The sequence below is a fragment of the Rhizobium viscosum genome (assembly GCF_014873945.1).
GTDB classification, from domain to species: Bacteria; Pseudomonadota; Alphaproteobacteria; order Rhizobiales; family Rhizobiaceae; genus Rhizobium; species Rhizobium viscosum.
Genome location: NZ_JADBEC010000001.1, coordinates 1,384,978 through 1,410,830, shown reverse-complemented (window position 1 = coordinate 1,410,830; position 25,853 = coordinate 1,384,978). Strand labels below are relative to the sequence as shown.

The following is a 25,853-nucleotide window of genomic DNA, read 5'->3' as shown; positions in this document are numbered from 1 at the left end:
TCATTCGATCCGGTCGAGAAAGGCCCTGATTTCGCGATTGAAGAGATCAGGCTGCTGCAGCGGCGCGAAGTGGCTGACGCCCGGCAACAGGACGAATTCCGCATCCGGGATTGTCTTCGCCAGATAATCGGCATGCTCGAGCTTGATGAATTCGTCATGCTCGCCAAGCACGATGGACACTGGCACCCGGATGCCTGCCAGCTGCTCGGCCGAGTAATTCGGCTCCGTCGCCATCATCTTTGAGACATCGCCGACAAAAGCCTCGAACGCATCAGGCGTCTCGGACAGCGCCTGATAATCCTTCCTGTGACGGCTGAAGCAGCGGTCGATGACGGGCGTCGCCTTGAATTCCCTGGTGCCGCTGGGATCCATATTGCAGGCGAAGAAGAAGACGCCGCAGACGCGCTCCGGCTGTTGGTCGGCCAGGATCAGGGACGTGCAGGCCCCATCGCTCCAGCCAACGAAGGCCGCTTCCGCGATCCCGGCATGATCCATGACGGCCAGCACATCGGAAGCCATCAGGTGATAGGTATAGGGACGGTCGTCACGGGTGCTGCGGCCATGACCGCGGCTATCGATCACCACGACCCGATGACCGGCCTCTACAAGATCGGGAACCTGATAGCCCCAGTTCCCGCTATTGCCGAGCCCGCCATGCAGAAGGATGACGGCCGGGCCGGCGCCGTAACTCGCATACCAGATGTGCGCGCCTTTGTTCTCGACGAAGCGCTGCTCGTTCGAGGGCGGCAATGGCAGCGCCCCCTCGGCTTCGAATTTCACCAGCTCATCATCCGTTGCAGTCATTAGTTCCTCCGCTGTCACTCTCTCCATAGACGACGAGATGCACTGCAATTCGACAGGGTCAAATAAAAAAGCCCACCCGCATCACGGATGGGCTTCGATAGCAGCGCGGTCGCCGGGATTACTTGGCGAGCTTTGCCAGCGCGGCGACCAACCCTTGAGTCGAGGAATCGTGGCCGGCAGCGCTTTCCTTGCCTTCGACGACGGGCAGCAGGCCGGTCGCCAGTTCCTTGCCGAGTTCGACGCCCCACTGGTCGAAGGAGTTGATGCGGAAGAGCACACCTTCGACGAAGACGCGATGCTCGTAGAGCGCGATCAGGCGGCCGAGCGCATAGGGGGTCAGCTTGTCATAGACGAAGGTGATCGACGGGCGGTTGCCGGTAAAGACGCGGTGCGGGGCGATGAAGTCGGCCTTTTTGTCTTCCATGCCCTTGTCGGTCAGCTGCTTCTTGGCCTCCGCGAAGGTGCGGCCCTTCATCAGCGCTTCCGACTGGGCGAGGACATTCGACATCAGAAGCTGATGCTGGTGGCGCAGCTCCGGCTCGAAGCCGTTGGCGGCGATCATGAATTCGGCCGGGATGATGCTCGTGCCCTGATGAATGAGCTGGTAGAAGGCGTGCTGGCCGTTGGTGCCAGGCTCACCCCAGACAACCGGGCCGGAATTGCCGTCGACCGGCGTGCCGTCGATGGTCACGCCCTTGCCGTTCGATTCCATGTCGAGCTGCTGCAGATAGGCCGGGAAGCGTGACAGGCGCTGGTCGTAAGGCAGGATGGCGCGGGTCGGGTAACCCAGAACATTGCGGTGATAAAAGCCGATGAGGCCGAGCAGCATCGGCAAGTTTTCGGTAATCGGCGCTTTGCGGAAATGATTGTCGATGGCATGCGCGCCGTCGAGGAACTTGCCGAAATTCTCGGGGCCGACAGCAATCATCAGCGGCAGACCGATTGCCGACCAGATCGAGTAGCGGCCGCCGACCCAATCCCAGAAACCGAAGACGCGTCCGCTTTCGATGCCGAAGGCCGAGACCTTGTCGAGCGCCGTCGAAACGGCGGCGAAATGGTGCTGAACAGCAGCTTCACCCAGTGCACTGGCGATGAATTTGCGCGCCGTCTGCGCGTTCGTCATCGTCTCGACGGTGGTGAAGGTCTTCGAAGCGACGATGAAGAGCGTTGTTTCCGGCTCCACCAGCTTCAGGATATCGGCGATGTGGGCGCCGTCGATGTTGGAGACGAAATGGGCGCGCGGGCCGTCATGGAAGGGGGCAAGCGCCAGCGTTGCCATAACAGGGCCGAGATCCGAACCGCCGATGCCGATATTGATGACATCGGTGATCTTCTTGCCGGTCGCACCCTTCAGCGCGCCCGAGCGTACGCCGTCGGCAAACTTGCCCATGGCGGCGAGCACGGCATTGACGTCAGGCATGACGTCCTTGCCATCGACCAGGACAGCCGTGTTGGAACGGTTGCGCAACGCAGTGTGCAGAACGGCGCGGTCTTCGGTGAAATTGATCGCCTTGCCGGAGAACATCTCCTCGCGCTTCTTCTCGACGCCGCCTTCTTCGGCGAGCTTGACCAGAAGCTTCAGGATCTCGTCGTTCACGGCCGTCTTGGAAAAATCCATCAGCAGGTCGTCAAGCGATACGGAAAAGCGCGAAAAGCGCTGCGGATCGGCTGCGAATGCGGCGCGCAGATCAGTGGCCTTGGTGGCAGCCGCGGTGCTCTTCAGTTGTTCGACGATGGCATTCATGGGAGACTCCTTTGGAGGCGGAGAGGGTTGCGGAAACTATTCTCTTTCCCGCAGTCAAATCAAGTTCAGCCATCTGACCAAATATGAAAAAAGCCACCCGCGACAAGCGGATGGCCCTCAATTTCACGAGACCGTCAAATTCAGCCGCGCAGGTCCTTGCGCAGGATCTTGCCGACGGGGCTCTTCGGCAGCTCGGTGCGGAATTCGATGAAGCGCGGTCGTTTGTAGTTGGTGAGATTGGCCACACAATGGGCCTTCACATCGGCTTCGGTAAGAGCAGGATCCTTGCGCACGACGAAGAGCTTGACCGCCTCGCCGGAATGCCCGTCCGGCACGCCGATCGCAGCCGCCTCCAGGATGCCGGGATGCATGGCGGCCACTTCCTCGATTTCGTTCGGATAGACGTTGAAACCGGAGACGAGGATCATGTCCTTCTTGCGGTCGACGATCTTGGTATAGCCGCGCTCATCCATGAAGCCCATGTCGCCGGTGCGGAAATAGCCATCCGGCGTCATCACCCGGGCTGTCTCTTCCGGCTTGTTCCAGTATCCGGCCATGACCTGCGGGCCGCGGATGCAGATCTCGCCGATCTCGCCAAGCGGCAGCGAATTGCCGGCCTCGTCTCTGATGTCGAGCTCCGTCGAGGGGATGGGAAGGCCAATCGATCCGGTGAATTCGGGTGAATCAAAGCGATTGGCGGTCGCAACAGGTGACGTCTCGGAGAGACCATAGCCCTCGGTGACATGCGAGCCCGTCACCTTCAGCCAGCGTTCCGCCACCGGCCGCTGCACGGCCATTCCGCCGCCGAGCGACATGACGAGCGAGGAGAAATCGAGCTTGGCGAAATCGGCATTGTTGAGCAGCGCGTTGAACAGCGTGTTGAGGCCGGGGAAGATATGGATGTTCGACTTCTGGAATTCCTTCACCAGCCCTGGAATGTCGCGCGGATTGGCAATCAGCACATTATGGGCGCCGAGCGACATGCCCATCAGCGAATTCACCGTCAGTGCGAAGATGTGATAGAGCGGCAGCGCGCAGAGGAAGTTCAGGACTTCAGGCTGCTTCTTTTTGTCGAAGGCGGATTTCAGCCAGAGCTGCAGCTGCATCTTGTTGGCGAGCAGGTTCTGATGCGTCAGCATCGCACCCTTGGCAATGCCTGTCGTCCCGCCCGTATATTGCAGGAAGGCAATGTCCCTGCCGGTAAGCGCGACAGGGGCAAGCGTCCTGTTCGCCCCCGCCGATAGCACCTGCATGAAACTTTTGTGTTGAGGAATAGACCAGGAAGGAACGAGCTTCTTCACCCGGCGGACGACGAAATTGACGATATGCCCCTTGGGCCCAAGCATTTCGCCGAGAGAGGTGACGACGACATGGCGAAGATCCGTCTTGTTGATGACCTGTTCGACGGTGCGCGCGAAGTTTTCCAGAACGAAGATCGCCTTGGCGCCGGAATCGTTGAGCTGGTGCTCGAGCTCGCGCGGCGTATAGAGCGGGTTGACGTTCACGACGACAAGTCCGGCGCGCAGGATGCCATAGACCGCGACGGGATTCTGCAACACGTTCGGCATCATCACGGCGACGCGGTCGCCTTTCTGCAGGCCTGCACTTTGCAGCCAGGCCGCTACCTTGCGGGTTTGCACTTCGAGCTCGCGATAGGTCATCGTCTTGCCCATGCTGGAAAAGGCTTTGCGATCGGCAAAACGGGCACAGTTCTTTTCCAGAAGATCGGGAAGCGATGCGAATTCCAGAGGGGGGATCTCAGCCGGAACGATGTCCGGATAGGTGGCAAGCCATGGTTTTTCCGGTTTCGCACCACCAGGGTGGACGGAAATACTGTTCATCGTGTCTCTCTCCCATTCGGCCGCCGAAACCGGATGACCCCTGTCGATCGGAAGATCCTCCATCCTCCGTCAAGGCAGCTTATGCCATTGCTCGAGCGGTTCAAGCGGATTGAGGCTACAATAACCTTAACGTAAACGTCAATATCGCGAGTGTCGCATATGAACGGCATGCGGCAGGGAACTTTGAGGCATAGGGCACGTTTTCTCGATGTGGAAGAACCACGAGGAAACGACAAGGAGGTGCACAATGCTGAATCAGGATACTGACGCCACCAGACGCGACCCTGACGTGAAGGATACCCCGACGCTGATCGCCAGCGACCGGGTTGAAGGCACCCGCGTCTACGGCGCCGATGGCAGGCACATCGGTTCCATCGAGCGCCTCATCCTCGGGAAGCAGGACGGCCGCGTTGCTTACGCTGTTCTGAGTTTCGGCGGCTTCCTCGGCATTGGGAGTGATCACTATCCGCTGCCGTGGGAAAAGCTGACCTACGATACCCAGCTGGACGGTTACCGCATCGATCTCACCAAGGAGCAGATCGAAGGCGCACCGAGCTACGCGGATGACGATGACACCTGGTACAACGATAATGGCCGCCGCGTGTATGATTATTATGGCGTGCCGCCCTACTGGATGTAACGTCGCCCGCGAGGACGAGCCGGAAGAGGCCCCGCAAGAGCGGGGCCTTTCAGTTTGCGCTCACGAGATCGTTGGCGCAGCGCAGGACCGGCCCGACCGCAATGTCTTCGATCGTCAGATGTTTATCTTGGTCGTGACGTGGAAGACATGGCTTTCACCGGGCATGAGCGTCACCAGCATTGAACCCGCCACCGCCACAGAGTCGAGCCGATCCGCCATCAGGCAGAAATACTTCAGGAAGCCCCGTACCTTACTGGGGAACGCACGCGAGAATGCCAAGCGCTATGTCCGGCCCGCTCCCCGCCCAATCGACACAGCCGTCGTATAATTGAGGCGGGGCCGGACGCCTGTTGCGTGATGAATATTGACAATATCTGCTACGCTACCCACAGTATAAGAAGAACGAAAGGGTATATGCCAATGGCATCCGGTAGCATTCACGTGAAGGTCAGCGGGCAGCTCCAAGACCACATTCAGCAGCAGATCGGCGAAGGGGGGCTGTATGAAAACGCCAGCGAATATATTCGCGCGTTGATCCGCAACGACTTGCAGACTCGGGATGAAGCATGGGAGGCCTTGCAAAAGGAACTCGCTCCGGCCATGCGTGCCGATGATAGCGAATTCGTCGCCGTGTCGGCTGAGGACGTTATCCGCCGCAACAAGCGCCGCTGAGCATGGCGCGCTATCGGTTCTATCCGCGCGCTGATGCAGCACAGGATAAGATATGGCAGGATACCAGCAGCGCATGGAGCGAGGTGCAGGCGGACACCTACATTCGCGGCCTCCACGCTCACTTGGAGCGGCTTTGCGCCAGCCGCCTCCTCTGGCGACGTTTGCCGCAAAGGCTTAGCACTCCACCAGATATCAGGCGCGAAGCCTACTTCAGCCATTACGAACGTCACTACATCTTCTTCCGTGAGTTGGAAGACGGCGATCTTGGTATCATGAGCATTCTTCACGAGCGCATGGATTTGCCGGTGCGGTTGAAGGAGGACTTGGCCGCGCTGATAGCCAGGCAGGAAAGGGCCGACAAAACCTAGAACGGCTATCGCGAGGGGGTAACGCATCTGAAGTCCGGAAGAGGCCCCGCGGGGCCTTTCAGGTTGCCCTTTCAGTTTGAGCTGACGAGATCGTTGGCACAGCGCAGGACCGGCCCGACCGCAATGTCCTCGATCGTCAGATGTTTATCGGTTGTGACGTGGAAGACATGGCTTTCACCGGGCATGAGCGTCACCAGCATGGAATCCACGACGGCCGCGGGGTCGAGCCGATCGGCCATCAGGCAGAGATCCTTCAGAAAGCTCCGCGCAGTCACCGTGATGTCACAGCCACCTGACGATCTTATCAGGGATATGGAGAGTTCCGGCGAGGGAAGCTTCAGGTCGATATCCTCAACGAAATAATGGAAGGCACGCTTGTCCAGCATCTGGACGACGATGACTTCCTCATCTGCCGAACCGGGCGTTGCGATATCCTCTGGCAAAGGGAATTCCTTCGCTTCGAACCGGTCGCAGAGCAGCCGCCAGAATTCGAATTCCGCCAGCATCGTACCATCAAGCCGCATACGCTTGCCGCTGATCTTCGAGCGCCAGAACAGTGTCTGCTCATTGACCGCGACCGCGGAAAGGCCCTCACCACGCGGCTGGATCGTCAGGAGGCGGGGATGGAAGGCCTGTTGCATCGCATACCAGAGCGGCTTGCGCCGGCCGGCAGAATCGAGCGCGGCCCAGGAGGTGACCGGCCAGCAATCGTTGAACTGCCAGACGACGGCGCCTTTGCAGATATCGCGATGCGAGCGCATGTGCTCGACTGCAAAGCGGATGGCACGGGCCTGATTGAGTTGCGTCGCAAAATGCCAGTCGTCCATCGTCTGCGGCACGGGCAGGTGTCCGGCAAGGCCCTTGATGAGCTTGTCATTGCCCTGCGTCGCCTTCTGATGGTGGAAAACGCCGTGCGATTCCGGCGTCAGCGGTTCGTCATGCACACTTTCCTGAAGCGTCGCCCAGGCCGGCGGCGCCTGCCAGCCGAACTCGGAGCAGAAGCGCGGAATATAGTTGCGATAAACCTCGTAGCCGACGTCGTTCCAGACATCCCAGATATGCTTGCAGCCATGCGCGTCGTCATTCGGCTCGATCTCCATGGAGCCGGAATAGGGGCTGCCCGGATAATAGGGCCGATCAGGGTCGAGTTCGGTGCAAAGCGCCGGCAGCACATCGAGATAGTAGCCGAGCCCCCAGCTGACACCGTCCTTGATGATCGGCCGCCAGCCCCACTCGTCAAAGCCCCAGATATTCTCGTTATTGCCGTTCCAGATGACGAGCGATGCATGCGGCATCAGCCGCACCACATTGTCCCGCACCTCGGCGACGATCTCGCTGCGCAGCGGCTCTTCCTCCGGACAGGAGGCGCAGGCAAAGAGGAAATCCTGCCACACGAGCATGCCGGCCCGGTCGCAGGCCTCGTAGAATTCGTCCCGCTCGAAGATGCCGCCGCCCCAGACGCGCAACAGATTGATGTTTGCGGCCTTCGCCTCCTCGATCCGCGCCGCATAGCGCTTCGCCGTCACGCGCGAGGGAAAGCAATCATCCGGTATCCAGTTGGCGCCACAGGCAAAGATCGGCACGTCGTTGATGACGAAGGTAAAGGCCGAGCCATGCGCATCCGGCGAAGTATCGAGCCGCAGCGACCGGAAGCCGATCTGCTTCGAGTAGCTGTCGAGGATATCGCCCCTCTCGTCTTCCAGCCGGATCTCCAGCGGATAGAGCGGCTGCGCGCCAAGATGATGCGGCCACCAGAGCTGCGGCGAGGGCACGCGAACCTCGAAGGAAACCTCATCGGCATCCGCTTCGACCGTGACCGTCTGCGTCACGCCGCCGATTTCGGCCGTGAGTTTCGTTGGCCCGGCCTCACCGTCTCTTGCGAGCCGCGCATGCACCCTGACCAGCCCATCGCCGCCCGCAAGCGCCGCCGAAACCCTTGTAGCGGCAAGCCGCGCCCGATCCCAGCTTTCCAGCCGCACCGGCTTCCAGAGCCCGGCCGTGACAAGCGTCGGACCCCAGTCCCAGCCGAAATTGCAGGCCATCTTCCGCATCAGATTGCCCGGCCCCGGATAATTGTTGGGCCGGTAGCCGTAATGTTTCTCCATCTCCGCGCCATAGGCATAGGCGGAATGGAAGGTGATGCTGAGTTCGTTCGTGCCTGCCCGCAGGAGAGACGAAACATCGAAGCGATAGGTGCGATGCATGTTGAAGGTGCGGCCGATCTCCCCGCCATTCAGGCGGATTGTCGCGATCGTATCGATACCGTCGAAGACCAGTTCCTGCACCTGGCCCGCATCGGGCTCGGCCTCGAAGTCCAGCCGGTAGACCCATTCCGTCTTGCCGATCCAGTCATTGGTGATCTCATTGATATCGAGATAGGGATCGGGGATCAGCCGGTTTGCGAGCAGGTCGAGATGCACGCAGCCAGGCACCGTTGCCGGAATCGAAACGGGCAGACTGGTTCTTCCTGTATCGTTACAGGAAAGCGTCCAGCCGTTATGGAGATCTCTCCCTACGATCATGTCAGCCTCTTATCTTTTATTGAAAACGGCCGTAGCGCTGCAGCACTTCGATCTTGTAGCCGTCAGGATCGGTGATGAAGAAGAACAGCCCGAACAGCTTGCCGTCGCGGTTGAGTTCCACGAGCTTGCCGGGGTTGAGGCCGAGATCCGTCAACCGCTTGTGCTCGACCTGCACTTCCTGAACGGAAACAGCCAGATGCCCATAGGCATCGCCGAGGTTATAGGGCTCTATACGGCCCTTGTTAACAGTCAGCTCCAGCTCGAAACCGGTCTCTTCATTGCTCATATAGATCAGCGTGAAGGTCTCGAAATCGACGCGGTCGGCAACCTTAAGCCCGAAGACCTTGCTGTAGAAATCGACCGAGCGCGCCTCGTCCAACACGCGGATCATGGAATGGATCATCTTGGCCAAGGCGGTCTCCCAATCGCTGATATCTCCGGCAGCCTTGGTAGCCGTCCTCTCAAGCCGGACGCAAGCCCATTCTGCGCGTGATCGCGCCTTCCAGCATGCCGACGACATCATAGATCAGCACCGCCATCAGGCCGACGATCAGGCCACCTTGCAGAATGAAGGCGGTATTGTCGGAGATCAGGCCGGCGATGATGACCTCGCCGAGACCCTTTGCCGCAACCGTCGAGCCGATCGTCGCCGTGCCGATATTGATGACGGTTGCGACCTTCAACCCTTCGAGGATCAGCGGCAATGCGAGCGGCAACTCGACCTTGAAGAGCCGCTGCGTCCCGTTCATGCCCATGCCGTCGGCAGCATCCAGTACCTGCGGCGACACCTGCTTGAGGCCGGCGACCGTGTTTTCGAAGATCGGCAGCAGACCGTAGAGAAAGAGCGCAATCAGCGTCGGCGCAGCACCGAAGCCGGTGGCGGGAACGGCAAGCGCAAGCACCGCGACGGGTGGAAAGGTCTGGCCGGCATTGGCGATCGCCCGCGACAGCGGCAGGAAATCGGCCCCGCTCGGCCGGGTGACGAAGATGCCGCCGAGCACGGCAAGCACCGCACTGCCGACAATGGAAATGAGGACGAGTTCCAGGTGCCCGAGCGCCAGCGAAGCGAGGCTGTTCTGCGTATAGACCGGCGGCGCATTGTTGTTGGTCAGCGGAACCAGCATGAAGGAGAGCCACTCGGTCCTGAAAATCAGGATGAGCAGCACCACCAGCGCCAGCGCGCGAAACAGGTTGGCGACGAGAAACTTCATGCCTTGCGGCCCAGTTCGAGCAGCCGCTCCATGGAAATCGAACCGACAGGCGCCTTGTTCGCATCCTGCACGGAAGCCTCGTCGACGCCCTGCCAGATCATTTCTGCCAGCGCGTCGCGGAGATTGAGTGACTGCGCCAGCGAATAGGGAAGGCCGGGTTTTGCGGGCTGCATGCTGTCCTTCAACGGCGTCAGCGACATCAGCTTCAGCGCCCGGTCGGATGTGCCGGTCAATTGCTGCACGAAGGGATCGGCCGGTTCCGTCAGGATCTTCTCCGGCGTCGAGCATTGCAGCAGCTTGCCGCCACTCATGACGGCGATCTGGTTGCCGAGATGAAAGGCCTCGTCCATGTCATGCGTGACGAGGACGACCGTGGTGCCGAACTGTTTCTGGATCGCCAGCAGGTCGTCCTGCGCCTTGCCGCGGATGACGGGGTCGAGCGCGCCGAAGGGCTCGTCCATCAAGAGAAGTTCCGGCTCGGCCGCCAGCGCCCGGGCAACGCCGACACGCTGCTGCTGGCCGCCCGAAAGCTGATGCGGGTATTTCTCCGCAAAGGTTGCGGGGTCGAGATTGAAGAGGCCGAGCAGTTCCGTCACCCGGCTGCCGATGCGGGCCGTATCCCAGCCGAGAAGCTCCGGAACGGTCGCAATATTCTGCGCCACCGTCCGGTGCGGAAACAGGCCGTGTCCCTGGATGGCATAGCCGATCTTGCGTCGAAGCTCGGTCGCAGGCACGTCCATGATATTCTGTCCGCCGACGAAGATCTGACCCTCGGTGATCGGCACCAGCCGGTTGATCATCCGCATCAGCGTCGATTTGCCCGAACCCGACGTGCCGACGATAACGGTGATCGAACCCTTCTCGACGCTCATGGAGACATTGTCGACGACGGTTGCCGAGCCGTAGCGCTTGGTGACATTTCTGATTTCGATCATGCTCATGCGGCTGGCCCCTGGATGCTTTCGATGACCGCATCGAGGATGACGGCCGAGGAGAAGGCGAAGAAAACGGTCGGCACGGCGCCGAGCAGGACGAGGTCCATGGCCGTCTGGCCAAGCCCCTGGAAGATGAAGATGCCGAAGCCGCCGCCGCCGATCAGCGCGGCGATCGTCACCATGCCGATCGCCTGCACCAGCACGATGCGGATGCCAGTGAGGATGACCGGAAAGGCAAGCGGCAGGTCGATACCGGTCAGGATCTGCCGGCGCGTCAGCCCCATGCCGGCCGCAGCATCGCGCACCGAGGGATCGACGCCTTCGAGGCCGACGACCGTATTGGCGACGATCGGCAGCAGCGAATAGAGCACGAGCGCGATCAGCGCCGGCGCCGTGCCGATGCCGCGAATGCCGATATCGGCCGCAAGCGGCACGTTCGCGGCGAGATAGCCGAGCGGCAGCATCAGTATGCCGAACAGCGCAAGGCTCGGAATGGTCTGGATGAGGCTCAGCGTCTGCAGCACGATGGCGCGCAGCTTGGGCACCCAGAAACAGAGGATGCCGAGCGGCAGCCCGAGAACGATGGCTATTGCAAGCGAGCCGAAGGCCAGAAGCAGATGGGAATAGGCCTCGGTCCAGAACTGCGCCGAGCGCGTCGAGAATTCCCTGAGGATCGACAGGCTATCGAGCAGGCCGGAGGACAGGCAGATACCGAGCAGGGCCGCATAGGCGACGAGCGCCGCCACCCGCATCCACGGTGTCAGCCGAATCTTCACCAGTGCGTCTGAAATGATGAGGCCGATGACCCCGAATAGGACCCAGAAACTGCCGCCGGGCGTCATGCGCGCCACGGTGCTGCCAGGTGGGGTCGCGGCCGTTGCCGTGAGCCCGATCGCTGTGATCAGGGCGGCAAGGCAGAGCGTGCCGAGCCCGAGCCGGACGATGGCATTGCGCAGGAAGAGCGTTGCCAATGCGGTGGCAACGAGAAGCACCAGCAGGATGATGACGGAAGTCTGGGGAAGAAGCTGCGTCAGCAGCATCGGCTTGCCGGCGGCGATACGGTTTGCCTTCACGTAGATGAAAGGCAGAAGAGCCGTCGCCGCAATGCCGCCTGCCACCAGTACCACGCCGAGCCGGTCCAGCTTGCGGACCGCTAAGGTTTCTTCCATCGATCCAACCCTGTCCGGAGAGTGCCCCGCCCGTGAACTGAGCGGGGCATCAGGCAATTACTTCAGGAAACCTTTTTCCTTCAGATAGGCTTCGGCAACGGACTTCGCCGGCTCGCCATCGACCTGGATCTTGGCATTGAGCTTGCGCAGCTCGTCTGCCGTCAGGCTCTGGAAGATCGGAGTAAGGATTTCCTGGATCTTCGGGTTTGCCTGCAGCACGGCCTCGCGGATGATCGGGGTCGGCGCATAGACCTGCTGCACGCTCTTGTCGTCTTCAAGAACCGTCAGCTCGGCAGCCTGGATCGCACCATCGGTGCCGTAGACCATGGCGGTGTTGACGCCGTTGGTCTGGTCGGCCGCAGCCTTGATCGTCGCAGCCGTGTCGCCGCCCGAAAGCACGACTTCCTGATCCGGCTTCAGCGTGAAGCCATAGGTGGTCTGGAAGGCGGGCAGGGCGCCGGCCGAATTCACGAATTCGGCTGATGCCGCAAGCTTGGCGGCACCGCCGCCCGAAACCCACTTGCCGAAGTCGGACATAGTCTTGAGGTTGTTCGGACCGGCAACGTCGTTGCGCACCGCAAGCGCCCAGGTGTTGTTGGCCGGCGAGGGCGTCAGCCAGACAATCTTGTTGGCGTCGTAATCGAGCTTCTTGGCTTCCTGATAACCCTGCTCGAGGTTCTTCCACGCAGCATCATCGGCCTTGTTGAAGAAGAAACCGGCATTGCCGGTATATTCCGGGTAGATGTCGATTTCGCCAGCGGTGATCGCCTTGCGTACGACAGGAGTTGCGCCTAGTGCGATACGGTCCTGCGTCTTGATGCCGTTGGCTTCCAGTGCGAGTGCGATGACGTTGCCGAGCAGCGTGCCTTCCGTGTCGATCTTCGATGAAACGACGACGTCTGCGGCGTGAGCCGCGCCGGCCGCAAAGGCGGCAAGCGAAACGGCAAGTGCGAATTTCTTCAGCATGATTATCCCCTTGGTTGAACACCGTTAAACGTCGCGAAAGCCCCGGACGCGAAGCTAGCGCGCACCAATTCCTGCCGGCAGGCAAGCCAGAGGCCATCATGCCGGAAATACGTGCGTCATGGAAATAGTGTGCATCACCGAAAAATCGATGCAGTCCCCCTCCAGTATTCGCTCTCGCGGCGCGATTATGGCGGCGAATGCAGGTCCGTGCGCGGAATTGCATTCCCTTTTCCAAGGCCGGCGCGATTTGTTTTTGTCCCCTTGCGTGTTTCCACGGTGTTTCCGGTGCTTTTGATCGGTTCTTTCGCCGCCCGGATTTCTTATTGAGGGAACGATAGCCTGCACCTCTATGGGCAGGGATATCTTTTTTCACGAACACGTCATATCCTCCGCCTTTTCAGTAGTTTCCGGAGAAAGCCTTGCATCTCGGCGCCCTCTTCATCGCAAGCCAGGTCCTGTCCTCAGGCTCGATGCGCGAAACGGCGCGTCGCTTCAACATCTCCGTCTCGACCGTGTCGGCAGCGATCGATAATCTGGAGACGGAGCTTGCCCTGAAACTCGCCGAACGTTCCTCGGGCGAGCTGGTCATTCTGCTTGCCGGAGGCAGGGTTCTGGAGGGATTGGCGCCGATCCTTGCTGCAACAGGGCAGCTTGGCGAAAAGCTTGGTCATCGTGAACCGGACGCTTACGGACAATGGGCCGCCCGCATCCCCGTCAAGCTCGTCACCATGGAGCGTTATCTGGAGGTTGCCGATCAAGGCAGCATCAATCGCGCGGCTCGCCGCCTGCGCCTTGGTCAGCCGCAGCTTTCATTGCAGATTGCCAATCTTGAGAAATTCTTCGGGGGCAGGCTCTTCGAGCGTCAGGCCCAGGGCTCGGCTCTGACGGAGGAAGGCCGTTTCGCCTATACCGTCTTTTCGACCATCAGCCTCGCCTGGAACGAACTGAAATCCGCGGCCGACGAACGCTATCAGCGCACCGCTCGCTCCCTGCGCATCGGTGCCATCATCCCCACGGGCTCGGAAAGCTGGGTTGCGCGCTGCCTCGGCAGCCTTGTTGCCGAGTGGAATGCCGGCCGCAACAAGAACGCTTTATCACTGGTCTCGATGACTGCGGACGATCTGCGCGAGGCGCTGAAATCCGGGCGCATAGACGTCGCGATCCTCGATTCCGTCTTCGGCCTGGAAAGCTTTCGTCATCGCGAATTGCTGCGCACCGATATGGTGGCGATCGCCCCGCTCGACAGCGCTGAAGCAACCGCCGCGGAGCTCGTCGCCAGCCATCCGATCTGCACGCCAAGCCCGCGCACCGGCATCGGCCATGCCGCCATGACCTTCGGCTACGACCGCACCCTGCATCGCCGCCTCCGTGACCGAGACATCACCGCGGCGGATTCTCTGCCGGTCATCGTCGATCTCGTCGCCAATCACGGCTATGTCTCCTTCCTCGGCCGGGTCAGCGCCATGCCGATCGCCGACCGGGTGCGCATCGTCGAACTCGGCGAGCCGATGCTGATGTCCTACCACGTGGCCTTCAATCATCGGAAAGCGGCCGCTGACGCTTGCGACCTGCTGATTGCCACCGCGGCTAAAATTGTCGCAGCGCCTGTCGCGCAAAGTCCCGTCCTCACCTAAATAAGCCGCGGCGGAACGAGAAGGATGAAACGGAGAACTATATCTACTCTATTCCCTCTATGGTTCTCCGAAATAGATATATGAGCAAATGGCTCAAGTTGCGTGGGAAGCGGACAGGCAGCTTTTGACGATAAAAAGCAGATAGCTGCCGTTGCCGGTCAGGACTCGATCCGTTCGAGAAATGATCGCATAAGCGAAATAACCTCATCGAGGTTGGTTTCCAGCAGCCAATGGCCGCCATCCAGGAGATGCAGCTCGGCATCTGGCAGGTCGCGTAGATAGACTCGCGCTGACTCTTCGGGCATGTAATGATCTTGTGGCCCCCACACGATCAATGTCGGCGGCTTGTGCTGTTGAAGATATCGGCGGTGCTGAGGAAACCATTGGCGGTTCGCCTTGAGGCCAAACAGAATGTCTGCGGCGGCGTCCCTCCGCCGCTCGGTCATCAGCGACCAGTGCAATTGCCAAAGGTCCGGCGCGATGAATCCAACCAAATCTGCACGTACATCATTTAAGAACTCGTCGCGGAAGTTTTCTTCAGTGACAGCCTTTCTCATCGCCGCACGCATCTCTTGATCGGGTAGCGACCAGGATTTCTCGATATCGGCATACTTCGGGCCAAGCGCATCTTCATAAGGTATGTCACCGTTCTGAATGATCTGGGCCACAACCCTCTCAGGCCGCATTATCGCCAGCCTAACCCCGATCGGCGAGCCGAAATCATGAAGGTAGATCACGAAGCGCTCGATCTTTAGCTGCGTCACGAACTGGTCGAGCCACATGGCATAGCCGTCGAAGCTATAGTCGAAGTCATCGGGTGTACCGCTGTAGCCGAACCCAGGATAGTCAGGAGCAATCAGCCGCCATTTGTCGGCTAGTCTCGGCATCAGATTGCGAAATTCATAGGATGAACAGGGATAGCCGTGCGGCAGGAGAACGACGGGCGCGCGTTCTGGTCCGGCCTCTCGGTAGAAAGTGTCCACCTGTCCGATCTGGATCCTGCAATGTTTGACGCGCGTGTCCATGTGTGTAGATAAAGCGCTTTTCAGGGTTAGGGTTCCAAGGCATCTGCATCGCTTGAGCATCTGCATGGTTTGGTGGTGGATAAATGACGGGCGGCTCTGACGGAACAATGACCGGAAGCTGCCGTTAAGGAACGATATCGGAAGGGAAGGTCGTTGTGATCCGAGGGCCGTTCGATTTCACGCAGCAGCATTAAAGCAAGGTGGCAGTGACGATGGTGGGCCAGGGCTGCGACCGAATTACGATGCCAACTACTATGGGGCGTTCGTCCGCGATCCAGACGGTCACAAAATCGAGGCTGTGACTTACGCAGCAAAATAGTCGCTAACGGGAGGCGCCGATGCCGACCATTCCCTATGCAATTGTCGAAGCCCCCTCCACGCTGGGCCTGGCGACGGATGGTGTGGAGCGCTTGCCCGACCAACTCCTGGACCTCGGTATTGCGGAGCGCATCCATGCGCGCCGTGCCGGGCGGCTGGCAGTGCCTCAGAAGGATCCGGCACCCGATCCCGAGACAGGCACCTTGAATGTCAGGGCAATTGCAGCGTGGTCGCCCAAGCTCGCCGACGCTGTGGAAGCGCTGCTTGACGCAGGCGAGTTTCCGGTGGTGCTGGGGGGCGATTGCACGATCGTGCTGGGCTCGATGCTCGCGTTTCGACGGCGCGGCCGCTATGGCCTGTTCTTCATCGACGGCAACGCCGATTTCTTCCAGCCCGAGGCGGAACCCAATGGTGAGGGCGCCTCGATGGACCTCGCGCTGGTCACCGGTTACGGCCCATCGCTCCTGACCGACATCGAAGGTCGCGGTCCTCTGGTCCGCCCTGAAGACGCTGTCGCGTTCGCGTATCGCGATCATAAGGATCAGGAGGAGTACGGAAGCCAGCCGCTCCCTAAAGAGCTCAAGACGATTGACCTTCCCGCCGTACGCGCGATGGGCATCGAGGCCGCCGTGCGCGAAGCGGTCGATCACCTGACGCGAGAGGAACTGGATGGCTTCTTCATCCACCTCGACGCCGACTGCCTCGACGATGTCATCATGCCGGCTGTCGATTTCCGTGTGCCGGGCGGATTGTCGTGGGACGAGCTAAGGGCTGCGCTCCGGATTGCCTTGGCGAGCGGCAAGGCAGTCGGGCTCGAGATCACCATCTACAATCCGCGCCTTGATGAGGACGGCAGCGCCGGGCGAGGTTTGACCGATGTGTTAGCCGAAGCGCTCGGAACAGCAGCGCCATGAACACGGCATAACGTCTACTTTCCAGCGAAGGGGGCGCGCTCTGAGCGGTCGAGATGAGGTCGGGAGCCGCCGTTATTACGATGCATTGGTTTGATCCCGGCAAAATAATCAGGCTATAGCGTAGAATCGGCGGTTTTGTATGCCGCTTGGTGGGATGTTCGGTAACCGGCGGCAATATCGCACCATGGCGGACAATCGGCGGTGTTTAGCGGAAGAAGAGGGATTCGGACGATGGCGGTTTTGCTGGAAGTATGCGTCGATAGCGCCCAGGGCCTCGCGGCGGCGATCGAGGGTGGCGCCGGCCGTATCGAGCTCTGCTCGGCGCTGGAGCTCGGCGGCCTAACGCCGCTGCCGAGCCTGATGCGAATTGCTGCGGAAGCGCCGATCCCCGTCTATGCGATGATCCGCCCGCATGCCGGCCCCTTCATCTTCGATGCGACGGACGAGAAGGCGATGCTCGCCGATATCGATGCTGTCAGGGCGGCGGGGCTTGCCGGTGTCGTCATCGGCGCCAACCGGCCTGATGGTACGCTCGACATGCCGCTCATTCATCGTCTGAAGGCGCATGCTGCCGGCCTTGGTTCGACGCTGCATCGCGCTTTCGATCTCGTGCCGGATCCGGATGCGGCACTGGAGCAGGCGGTCGAACTCGGCTGCGAGCGCATACTCACGTCAGGCTGCGTGCCGAAGGCAATGGATGGGCTCGATACGCTGAAGCGGATCTCCGCCAAGGCCGCCGGCCGTATTTCCATTATGCCGGGCAGCGGCGTGCGTCCGACGAACGCTGTCGAAATCCTGCGGGCAACAGGCGCGCATGAGATCCACGGCTCCTGCAGCTCTGCCGTTGCCAGCGCCGATCCGCGCGCCGTCTCCTTCGGCTTCGATGTGCCGACCTCGAACCGCACGGATGTCGAGGTCGTCAGGCAGATGCGCGCGGCTATCGACGCGGCTTAAGCCGCAACCTTGATGACCGCCTTGATGAGGCCGCTCTTCTCATGCGCCCAGCGGGCGAGATCGCGCGGCGCATCGGCAAGCGTCGTGCGGTGGGTGATGAGCTTGTCGACCGGAACGAGGCCCTTGGCGATGGAATCCGCGACATGCTCGAAATCGACGCGCGTCGCATTGCGGCTGCCGATCACCATCATTTCGCGCTTGTGGAATTCCGGATCGGAGAAGCGGATATCGTCCTTCACGACGCTGACCAGCACCAGCGCGCCGCCATGGGCGACAAAGCTGAAGGCTTTCTCCATCGATGGCCCATAGCCCGTCGCGTCGAACACCACATCGAAGCCATCGCCATCCGTTTTCGCCTTCACGGCATCAGGGGTCTCGTCATTGGCGACAATGCCTGACGTGAACCCGAAGCGTTCGGAGGCCATCTGCAACCGTTCAGCACTCGTATCCAGCAGCGTCACCTCATGGCCGGCAATGCGCGAAAAGATCGCCGCGCCGAGGCCGATCGGACCTGCGCCGATAACGAGCGAGCGGGAACCGGCTGATGCCATGGAGCGGCGCACGGCATGTGCTCCGATAGCCAGGAATTCGGTGGTCGCCGCGGCCTCCAGGCTGAGGCCCTTTGCGGCATAGAGATTGCTCGCTGGAACACTGATCTCTTCGCAGAAGGCGCCGTCGGTATGAACCCCGAGAACCTTGATATTGGTGCAGCAGTTCGGCTTGCCCTGCCGGCAGGCGACACAGCTACCGCAGGAAAGGTAAGGATTGACGATCACAGGCGTGCCCGTCGCCATCGCCACCCCGTCGCCGGTCTCCAGCACCGTTGCCGAGATCTCGTGCCCCATGACGCGCGGATATTCGAGGAACGGGTGCTTGCCTTCGAAGATATGATAATCCGTGCCGCAGATGCCGACATGGCTGACGGCGAGCCGCACCCAGCCGGCAACAGGTTTTTCGGGAGAGGGGCGCTCGACGAGATCGAGGACGCCGGGTTCGCGGCAAAGGACTGCTTTCATGGTGGCTCTCGCATTGCTGGAATGAAGAAAGCCGGCCTTTGGGCCGGCTTCGTTTTGTATCTCGCTCAGCCCGCCCGGCGCCGGCGAAGCTGATCGAAGTAGACGATGACGATAATCAGCAGGCCGGTGATGATGCGCTGCCAGAACGAGTTGACGTTCAAAAGGTTTGCGCCGTTGTTGATGGTCGCCAGAATGAAGGCGCCGATCAGCGGGCCGTGCACGGAGCCGACAGCTCCGAAGAGAGACGTGCCGCCGATGACCGAGGAGGCGATCGCCTGCAGTTCCCAGCCGTCGGCCTGTGTCGCGTTGCCGATCGCGATACGCGAGGCGAGCAGCACGCCGACGAAAGCCGCGAACGAGGCCGACAGGATATAGGCTAGGTAGATCATCCCCTTGACGTTGACGCCGGAAAGGCGCGCGGCTTCGGCATTCGAACCGACCGCGAAGAGATAGCGGCCCCAGCGGCTCAGATGCAGGAAGACGAAGGAGGGGATCGCAACCAGGATGACCATCCAGAACAGACTTGGCACGCCAAGGAAATCGGCGCGGGCGAAGTTGCTGAAGCCCTCGTCGGTGATGCTGATCGTCGAGCCGTTGGTGATCAAGAGGCCGATGCCGCGCAGCGATGTCAGCGTCGCCAGCGTGATGATGAAGGGCGGCAGGCCCATATGCACGATGCCGAAGCCATGGAAGGAGCCGATCGCGACACCGATGGCCAGCGTCAGCAAGATCGCCGCCCAGAGCGGTACGCCCGCCTGCAGGAGCCAGGCGATGATGACGGTGCAGAAGCCGACGATGGCGCCGACCGAAAGGTCGATGCCGGCGGTGATGATGACGAAGGTCTGGCCGAGCGCCAGGATTGCTGTCATCGCACCTTGGCGCAGCAGGTTGGAAATGTTGAGCGGCGTCCAGAAGCTCTCGGTGACGAAGCCGAGCACGACCCAGAGGAAGATCAGCAACCCGATCAGCGTCAGGCCGAACAGAATGTTCATCTTCCGGCGCGGCGGCGGCGCGACGATTTCGGTGGGGGTGACAGTCATGAATTTTCTCCCTCTTATTCTTCTGGCTCAGACGCCGATCGCTTCGCTGAGCACTTCTTCATGCGTCGCCGCGTGGAAATCATGGCTTGCAACGAGCTTGCCGCTGCGGAAGACGTGCAGCCGGTCGGCCAGTTCGTAGACCTCGGGCAGGTAGGAGGAGATCAGGATGATGCCTGCCCCCTCCTTCAGCAGCTTGGCGAAGAGCCGGTAGATTTCCGCCTTGGTGCCGACGTCGACGCCGACGGTCGGCTCGTCGAAAATGAAAAGCCGGGCGCCGTGGCTCAGCCACTTGCCGATGACGATCTTCTGCTGGTTGCCGCCCGACATGCTGGAAGCCGGAACACGCCGGCTCGGCGTCTTGATGCTGAGATCGCGAATTTGCTTGTCGGCATTCGTCGATTCTCGTGCGTGATTGATAACCGGGCCGTTGCTGAGGCGTCCGAACACCGGCAGGTTGATATTGAGGCCGATCGGCAGGTTGAGGCAGAGCCCCTGGTCGCGCCGGCTTTCGGGCGCCAGCGCAATGCCGAGCTCCATCGCGGTGCGTTCGTTCCTGATATCGACGCGCTTGCCCATCCAGTGGATTTCGCCCGCACTTGTCGGCTGGCGCCCATAGAGCCCAAGCGCGAATTCGCTGCGCCCGGCGCCGATCAGGCCATAGAGCCCGACGATCTGTCCTGCCTTGACGCTCAGCGACACGTCCTCGAAGCCGGGTCCTGTCAGACCCCTGACGTCGAGGATCGACTGGCCGATCGGAATGTCTTCCTTATGGTAGATCTGCTCGATCGAGCGGTTGATCATCAGCGCGATCAGCTCGGCCTCATTGGTCTCCCCGATCAGGCGCGTGCCGACATGGGTGCCGTCGCGAAGCACCGAGACGCGGTCGGCTAGTTCGAAGACTTCTTCCATGCGGTGGCTGATATAGACGATGGTGACGCCTTCGCCCTGCAGACGGCGGATCAGCTTGAAGAGCTGTGCGGATTCCTGGCGGGTGAGATAGGCGGTCGGCTCGTCGAAGATCAGGAACTGCGTGCCGCGCATGGCCGCACGCGCGGTGGCGACGAGCTGCTGCTGACCGATCGTCAGCGAGCTCAGAAGCGCACCGGCCGGCAGACCGAAGCCGAGATCGTCGAGGACGGACTGCGCCATCTTCTCCATCTGCTTCCTGCGCATCAGCCCGTAGCGGTTGACCTCGTCGCCAAGGAAGAGGTTGGCGGCCACGGTCAGGTGCCGGCAGAGCACGACTTCCTGGTGGACGGCGTTGATGCCGCGGGCGATCGCCTCGTTCGGCGTCGACAGCCCCACCGGATGGCCGCACCACAGTACCTCGCCGGCCGTGCGGGTGATGACGCCGGTGAGCAACTTGATGAGGGTGGATTTGCCGGCACCGTTTTCGCCGACAATGGCATGGATTTCACCGGCAAGGAAGGTCAGCGTCGCCGGCTTCAGCGCCTGCACGTGACCGTAATTCTTCTGCAGGCCCTTCAGTTCGAGGATAGGCGATCCGGCGGGAATTCGATTGGCTTCTTTCAGCGTGGCGCTGTCATCGTGGCGATGACTGACCTCTTCCAGTCCGACCATGGACCTCTCCTCCTCTTGTCACGTCTGCTCCATCCCTGGTGAACCATACCATGGATGAGAAAGGCCGCGCCGGTTTTTGAAACCGCCGCGGCCGCCTGTCTTACTTACTTGATCTTCGGGTTCAGGAGCGCGTCGATCTTCGGCTCGGCCATATTCGCCTTGGTGACGAGGTTTGCGCCGGTATCGACGTTCTGCTCGACCTTCTCGCCCTTGGAGACGGCAAGAGCGGTCTTCACGCCGTCATAGCCCATGCGATAGGGGTCCTGAACGACGAGGCCGGCGATCGCGCCATCCTTGAGGAAGCCGACCGTCTTGTCGTCGCTATCGAAGCCGATGACCTTGATCTTGTCGCCGAGCTTGTTTTCAGCAATCGCCTGGCCGACGCCCTGCGCCATGATGAGGTTCGAGGCGAAGACACCGACGAGCTTCGGGTTTGCCGTGATCAGGTCGGTCATCATGTTGAGGCCGGTCGTTGCCTGGCCGTCGCCGTACTTGTCGGCAATGACCTTGAGGCCCGGATGCTTGGTCTTCACCTGATCCAGGAAGCCTTCGCGGCGCTGTTCCAGCGAGCCGACGCCGGGAAGGTTGGTCAGGATGACGACTTCGCCTTCTTCCTTGCCGGTGGCGGCCTTGATGGCGGCTGCAAGACCGTCAGCAGCGATACGGCCGCCCTGGACGTTGTCGGTGGTCAGGAACGACTTGAATGCCTTGGAGTCGGCGCCGGAGTCGATGCCGATGATCGGAACCGATTTGGCAGCTTCATCGATCGGCTTGCCGAGAGCCTTGAACTCGGTCGGCGAGATGACGATAGCAGCCGGCTTGCCGGCAACGGCGTTCTCGAGAATGCTGATCTGACCGTTGATGTCGGATTCAGCCTGGGCGCCGAGCTCCGGCACGTTGACGCCGAGATCCTTGCCGGCCTTGCGCGCGCCGGCCAGAACGATCTGCCAGTAGAAAGACGTCGTATCCTTGACGATGATCGGGATCGTCACCTCGGCGGCAAAAGATGCTGCCGGCATTGCCGTGGCGATGACGGCAGCGCCCGCAAGTGCCGTAAAGGCGCGGCGAGACAGGATGGATTTCACGATGCTCATAAGGGTTCTCCTCTCAGGGTGCGTTCTCCTCCAATGAAACCGGACCGCTGAACGCTGGCGGACGATTTTTATCGATAAAAAACATTTACGATGAGAAGCTAGCTGAGGTGCAGGCAAATTGCAAGTGTGCTGATTTCGCCTTTTTAACCCGCTGAATTGTCTCCCAAGCAATTGTTTTTATTTTAGTTACATGAAGACCTAAAATAAGGTCCTCAGTCGAATTGCACCTCGTGCGGGTGCACGACGCCCTTCTTCAAAATCAGGTTGCCGTAGAGCCGGAACTCGGTGGTCGCGACGATATAGGCGGCCTTCCGCGCCATCTCGTAGAAGGCGAAGCGTTCGACCGATGCGATGGAAAAATTGCCGGCGCGCCGGGTGACGATTTCCTGGAATTCGGCGCAGACTTCCGGCACCGCCTTGGGGTCGCCAACCACTTCCATCCGCCATGCCGATTGCGGCACGAACGTATCGAGCGGCATGTGGGTAAGGATCGCCTCGGCCATGGCTGTCGCGCTGACGCCGTCGGCGCGGATGACGTCGGGCCCCATGCTGCTTGCAGGGAAATTGGCATCGGCAATGACGATATCGTCGCCATGCCCCATGCTCTTCAGTGCGTAGAGCAGATCGGGGCCGAGAAGCGGATGAATACCTTTAAGCATGGTGTCTCCTTAGACCCGTACGGCTTCTTCGCCGAGCGGCGCGGCGACGAGCGTATAGGGTTCGAATTCGGGATAGATGTCGGCGGGAAGCTGCGGCTCGAAATTCTCCATGTTGCGCACGAGGCTCGAGGGCTTCGCCGTGCCGATCAGCACCGAGGAGACGACCGGGTCGCGCAGCGGAAACTGCAGGGCAGGGGCGGCAAGCGGCAGGCCGTGGCGTTTCGCCACCTCTTCGATCGCACCGACCTTGGCGAGCACGTCCTCGGTCGCCGGCATGTAATCGAAATGCGAGCCCGGCACCGGGCCGGTTGCGAGAATGCCGGAATTGAAGACGCCGCCGACGACGAGCGAGGTACCCTTTTCCCGGCAGAGCGGAATGAGCTCGGCAACCGCCGACCGGTCGAGCAGCGTGTAGCGCCCGGCCATCAGGATGACGTCGATATCACCATTGCGCATCACGTCGAGGCAGACGGGCACTTCGTTGACACCGAGGCCGAAAGCCTTGATCGCACCAGACGATTTCAGCTGTTCCAAGGCCTTGATGCCGCTGTCGAGGAAGTTCTTCAGATGTACGGCATTCTTGGCCGCACCATGCGTATAGGCGCCGATGTCGTGGACAAAGAGGATATCGATGCGGTTCAGGCCGAGGCGCGCATAGCTGAATTCCACCGAACGCATGATGCCATCATAGGAATAGTCGTAATCGGCATCGAAGGAGAGCGGATCGACATAGCTGTAGTCAGGAACGGTGCCTGTCGGCACCGGGCGCAACAGACGGCCGACCTTGGTGGACAGCACATAATCGTTTTCCGGCTTGCCGCGCAGGAAATCGCCGACGCGTCGTTCGGCAAGCCCGAGGCCATACCACGGCGCCACGTCGAAATAGCGGATGCCGTGTTCCCAGGCCGTTTCCAGCGTTTCCATTGCCTGCTCACGCGGGCAGGCGCGGTAAAGGCCGCCGAGGGCTGCGGCGCCGAAGCTGATTTCCGTCACCTCAAGCGCCGTCTTGCCAATCTTCCTCGTCTTCATCATTCCTCCTCGTGAAGACCGAAATTCAATAAGTAATTTAGAGCGTGGCCCCAAGATGCCACGGAACGAATTCGTTATCGCCGTAACCGAAGATTTCACTTTTGGTCTTCTTGCCGGAGGCCGTATCGACGATCAGATCGAAGATCTCGCGACCCTTGCCGCTGATCGTAGCGTCACCCGTGACGATCGTACCGCAATCAATGTCCATGTCCTCTTCCATAGACGTATAGAGCGCCGAATTGCTGGCAAGCTTCAGCGAGGGGGCCGGACGACAGCCGAAGCAGCTGCCGCGGCCGGTCGTGAACGCAATCATGTTCGCCCCACCGGCCACCTGGCCGGTCGCCGAAACCGGATCGTAGCCGGGCGTGTCCATGAAGACGAGGCCAGGCGCTGTGACGCGTTCGGCATAACCATAGACGGCGGTCAGCGGCGAGCGGCCGCCCTTGGCGACGGCGCCGAGCGACTTTTCGAGAATGGTCGTCAGGCCGCCGCGCTTGTTGCCTGGAGACGGGTTGTTGTCGAGCGACGCGCCATGCAGCGCGACATAGTCTTCCCACCAGGCGATCTTCTCGTCGAGCTTCTTGGCGACCTCTTCGCTGACGGCACGGCTGCGCAGCAGATGCTCCGCGCCGTAGATTTCGGAGGTTTCCGAAAGGATCGCCGTACCGCCGGCAGCCGCCAGCAGATCCGCTGCGACACCGAGCGCCGGATTGGCAGTAATGCCCGAAAAACCGTCGGAGCCGCCGCACTGTAGCCCGATGATGATCTCGCCGATCGACATCGGTACGCGCTTTTCACGGCCGACATCGGCCGCAATCTCGCGCAACACGCCCATGGCACGCTCGACCGCGCGGCGCGAACCGCCGGCATCCTGAATGTTGAAATGGCGCTTGGAGGCGCCCGCACCACTCTGGCCGTAAAGGGTGAGCTGGTTGACCTCGCAGCCGAGGCCAATCATCAGCACGCCGCCGAAATTCACATGGCGCGTATAGCCGGCAAGTGTCCGGTGCAGCACGTTCATGCCGTCACCCGTCGAGCTCATGCCGCAGCCCTGGTCGTGCACGATCGGCACGAAGCCGTCGATGCCGTCATAGTGTGGGAGGATCGTACGGTTGGCCTCGTCGGCAATTGCCCGGCAGACCGTGGTGGAACAGTTCACGCTGGCAATGATGCCGATATAGTTGCGCGTCGCCGCCCGTCCGTCGGCGCGGCGGTAACCCATGAAGGTGCGCGCCCGGTCGTCCGCACTTGCTTCTTCCGGAGCGGAATTGGCGGTTGCGGCAAGGCGATCGTTTTCGAAATGCAGATTATGGCTGTGAACGTGGTCGCCGGCTTTCACATCCGCTGTCGTGCGGCCGATCGCCTGGCCGTATTTCACGACCGGCGTGCCAAGCGGAATGTCGGTAAGAGCAATCTTGTGGCCGGGGTCGATCTTCTGGCGCGTCGTAGCGCCGGCAACGGGCGATCCTTCGGCAATCGGGGCCGTTGCGACCGCGACATTGTCTCCGGCCGACAGGATGATCCAAGGCTGTCTGTCCAATTTCATCTCCCTGACGAAACGTTCGCTTCTGCGCCCGTTACATCGACGAATGCGCATTGATTTTGTTTTTTATCTACAATAAACATTTTCAAGTCAACGGGAATATTGATCCTGTGGACGAGGGAGGCAAACAGCCGCAGGCGATCCAAAACTAAGATAAAGGTCGCTTGAAGAGGC

Annotated in this window: 24 protein-coding genes and 1 pseudogene; 7 read left to right on the top strand and 18 right to left on the bottom strand. The window is 60.8% G+C overall.

The annotated features are described in order from the left end of the window. The 3 genes from H4W29_RS07065 to H4W29_RS07055 all read right to left on the bottom strand — a co-directional run bounded on the left by H4W29_RS07065 (position 1) and on the right by H4W29_RS07055 (position 4,389). A complete protein-coding gene (locus tag H4W29_RS07065; protein ID WP_192728292.1) occupies positions 1–804 on the bottom strand; it encodes an alpha/beta fold hydrolase in 804 nt (267 codons plus the stop codon). A gap of 118 nt (positions 805–922) precedes the next feature. Beyond that, a complete protein-coding gene (gene pgi / locus H4W29_RS07060; protein WP_192728291.1) occupies positions 923–2,548 on the bottom strand; it encodes a glucose-6-phosphate isomerase in 1,626 nt (541 codons plus the stop codon). A gap of 140 nt (positions 2,549–2,688) precedes the next feature. Further along, complete coding sequence (locus tag H4W29_RS07055; RefSeq protein WP_192728290.1) at positions 2,689–4,389, bottom strand: long-chain fatty acid--CoA ligase; 1,701 nt, start codon at positions 4,387–4,389, stop codon at positions 2,689–2,691. Between the two features lie 247 nt (positions 4,390–4,636). On the opposite strand from H4W29_RS07055, the gene H4W29_RS07050 reads away from it, so the two are divergent. Then, positions 4,637–5,029 carry a PRC-barrel domain-containing protein gene (locus H4W29_RS07050; RefSeq protein WP_192728289.1) on the top strand — a complete coding sequence of 131 codons (393 nt, stop codon included), beginning with the start codon at positions 4,637–4,639 and terminating at the stop codon, positions 5,027–5,029. Positions 5,030–5,143: 114 nt separating this feature from the next. Here H4W29_RS07050 and H4W29_RS07045 read toward each other — a convergent pair whose 3' ends face one another. Next, complete coding sequence (locus H4W29_RS07045; RefSeq protein WP_192728288.1) at positions 5,144–5,308, bottom strand: hypothetical protein; 165 nt, start codon at positions 5,306–5,308, stop codon at positions 5,144–5,146. Positions 5,309–5,449: 141 nt separating this feature from the next. Between H4W29_RS07045 and H4W29_RS07040 the strand changes: the two genes are divergently transcribed. Further along, positions 5,450–5,701: a ribbon-helix-helix domain-containing protein gene (locus H4W29_RS07040; protein WP_192728287.1), complete on the top strand. Its 252-nt coding sequence runs from the start codon at positions 5,450–5,452 to the stop codon at positions 5,699–5,701. A 2-nt stretch (positions 5,702–5,703) separates the two neighbouring features. Continuing rightward, positions 5,704–6,069 carry a type II toxin-antitoxin system RelE/ParE family toxin gene (locus H4W29_RS07035; RefSeq protein WP_192728286.1) on the top strand — a complete coding sequence of 122 codons (366 nt, stop codon included), beginning with the start codon at positions 5,704–5,706 and terminating at the stop codon, positions 6,067–6,069. Between the two features lie 71 nt (positions 6,070–6,140). Here H4W29_RS07035 and H4W29_RS07030 read toward each other — a convergent pair whose 3' ends face one another. The 6 genes from H4W29_RS07030 to osmF are packed head-to-tail and all read right to left on the bottom strand — an operon-like array spanning position 6,141 to position 12,872. After that, entirely contained in the window at positions 6,141–8,591 is a 2,451-nt protein-coding gene (locus tag H4W29_RS07030) for a glycoside hydrolase family 2 protein (protein WP_192728285.1), read from the bottom strand. 16 nt (positions 8,592–8,607) lie between these two features. Next, positions 8,608–9,003 carry a VOC family protein gene (locus tag H4W29_RS07025; RefSeq protein WP_192728284.1) on the bottom strand — a complete coding sequence of 132 codons (396 nt, stop codon included), beginning with the start codon at positions 9,001–9,003 and terminating at the stop codon, positions 8,608–8,610. 49 nt (positions 9,004–9,052) lie between these two features. Then, the gene (locus H4W29_RS07020) at positions 9,053–9,802 is read right to left on the bottom strand and encodes an ABC transporter permease (RefSeq protein WP_192728283.1); all 750 of its coding nucleotides are present in this window, start codon (positions 9,800–9,802) and stop codon (positions 9,053–9,055) included. Beyond that, positions 9,799–10,743: an ABC transporter ATP-binding protein gene (locus H4W29_RS07015; protein ID WP_192728282.1), complete on the bottom strand. Its 945-nt coding sequence runs from the start codon at positions 10,741–10,743 to the stop codon at positions 9,799–9,801. Before H4W29_RS07015 ends, H4W29_RS07020 begins: the two co-directional genes overlap by 4 nt. Continuing rightward, entirely contained in the window at positions 10,740–11,906 is a 1,167-nt protein-coding gene (locus H4W29_RS07010) for an ABC transporter permease (protein ID WP_192728281.1), read from the bottom strand. Before H4W29_RS07010 ends, H4W29_RS07015 begins: the two co-directional genes overlap by 4 nt. A gap of 57 nt (positions 11,907–11,963) precedes the next feature. Further along, on the bottom strand, positions 11,964–12,872 hold the full coding sequence (osmF, locus tag H4W29_RS07005) for a glycine betaine ABC transporter substrate-binding protein OsmF (protein ID WP_192728280.1): 909 nt from the start codon (positions 12,870–12,872) through the stop codon (positions 11,964–11,966). 419 nt (positions 12,873–13,291) lie between these two features. On the opposite strand from osmF, the gene H4W29_RS07000 reads away from it, so the two are divergent. After that, positions 13,292–14,506, top strand: coding sequence for a LysR family transcriptional regulator (locus tag H4W29_RS07000; RefSeq protein WP_192728279.1), 1,215 nt, complete (start codon positions 13,292–13,294; stop codon positions 14,504–14,506). Positions 14,507–14,664: 158 nt separating this feature from the next. Here H4W29_RS07000 and H4W29_RS06995 read toward each other — a convergent pair whose 3' ends face one another. Then, positions 14,665–15,531, bottom strand: a complete 867-nt coding sequence (locus tag H4W29_RS06995; RefSeq protein WP_192728278.1) for an alpha/beta fold hydrolase — start codon at positions 15,529–15,531, stop codon at positions 14,665–14,667. A 175-nt stretch (positions 15,532–15,706) separates the two neighbouring features. Between H4W29_RS06995 and H4W29_RS34300 the strand changes: the two are divergent. The 3 genes and pseudogenes from H4W29_RS34300 to H4W29_RS06985 all read left to right on the top strand — a co-directional run. Beyond that, positions 15,707–15,850: pseudogene (locus H4W29_RS34300) on the top strand (VOC family protein); the annotation flags it as partial. A 19-nt stretch (positions 15,851–15,869) separates the two neighbouring features. Next, positions 15,870–16,763 carry an arginase family protein gene (locus H4W29_RS06990; RefSeq protein ID WP_192728277.1) on the top strand — a complete coding sequence of 298 codons (894 nt, stop codon included), beginning with the start codon at positions 15,870–15,872 and terminating at the stop codon, positions 16,761–16,763. 231 nt (positions 16,764–16,994) lie between these two features. After that, positions 16,995–17,717 carry a copper homeostasis protein CutC gene (locus tag H4W29_RS06985; RefSeq protein ID WP_192728276.1) on the top strand — a complete coding sequence of 241 codons (723 nt, stop codon included), beginning with the start codon at positions 16,995–16,997 and terminating at the stop codon, positions 17,715–17,717. Here H4W29_RS06985 and H4W29_RS06980 read toward each other — a convergent pair. The 7 genes from H4W29_RS06980 to H4W29_RS06950 form a co-directional block, all read right to left on the bottom strand. Continuing rightward, positions 17,714–18,733, bottom strand: a complete 1,020-nt coding sequence (locus H4W29_RS06980; RefSeq protein WP_192728275.1) for a zinc-binding alcohol dehydrogenase family protein — start codon at positions 18,731–18,733, stop codon at positions 17,714–17,716. The two genes, H4W29_RS06985 and H4W29_RS06980, sit on opposite strands and share 4 nt — an antisense overlap. A 65-nt stretch (positions 18,734–18,798) precedes the next feature. Then, a complete protein-coding gene (locus H4W29_RS06975) occupies positions 18,799–19,773 on the bottom strand; it encodes an ABC transporter permease (protein ID WP_112541743.1) in 975 nt (324 codons plus the stop codon). Positions 19,774–19,800: 27 nt separating this feature from the next. Continuing rightward, a complete protein-coding gene (locus tag H4W29_RS06970) occupies positions 19,801–21,354 on the bottom strand; it encodes a sugar ABC transporter ATP-binding protein (RefSeq protein WP_192728274.1) in 1,554 nt (517 codons plus the stop codon). 104 nt (positions 21,355–21,458) lie between these two features. Next, positions 21,459–22,448 (bottom strand): ABC transporter substrate-binding protein, encoded by a 990-nt coding sequence (locus H4W29_RS06965; RefSeq protein WP_192728273.1) that lies wholly within the window; start codon positions 22,446–22,448, stop codon positions 21,459–21,461. Positions 22,449–22,660: 212 nt separating this feature from the next. Then, complete coding sequence (locus tag H4W29_RS06960) at positions 22,661–23,107, bottom strand: RbsD/FucU family protein (protein WP_192728272.1); 447 nt, start codon at positions 23,105–23,107, stop codon at positions 22,661–22,663. Positions 23,108–23,116: 9 nt separating this feature from the next. Continuing rightward, the gene (locus tag H4W29_RS06955; protein ID WP_192728271.1) at positions 23,117–24,136 is read right to left on the bottom strand and encodes an aldo/keto reductase; all 1,020 of its coding nucleotides are present in this window, start codon (positions 24,134–24,136) and stop codon (positions 23,117–23,119) included. Between the two features lie 37 nt (positions 24,137–24,173). After that, positions 24,174–25,676, bottom strand: a complete 1,503-nt coding sequence (locus H4W29_RS06950; protein ID WP_192728270.1) for a UxaA family hydrolase — start codon at positions 25,674–25,676, stop codon at positions 24,174–24,176. Positions 25,677–25,853: the final 177 nt, after the last annotated feature.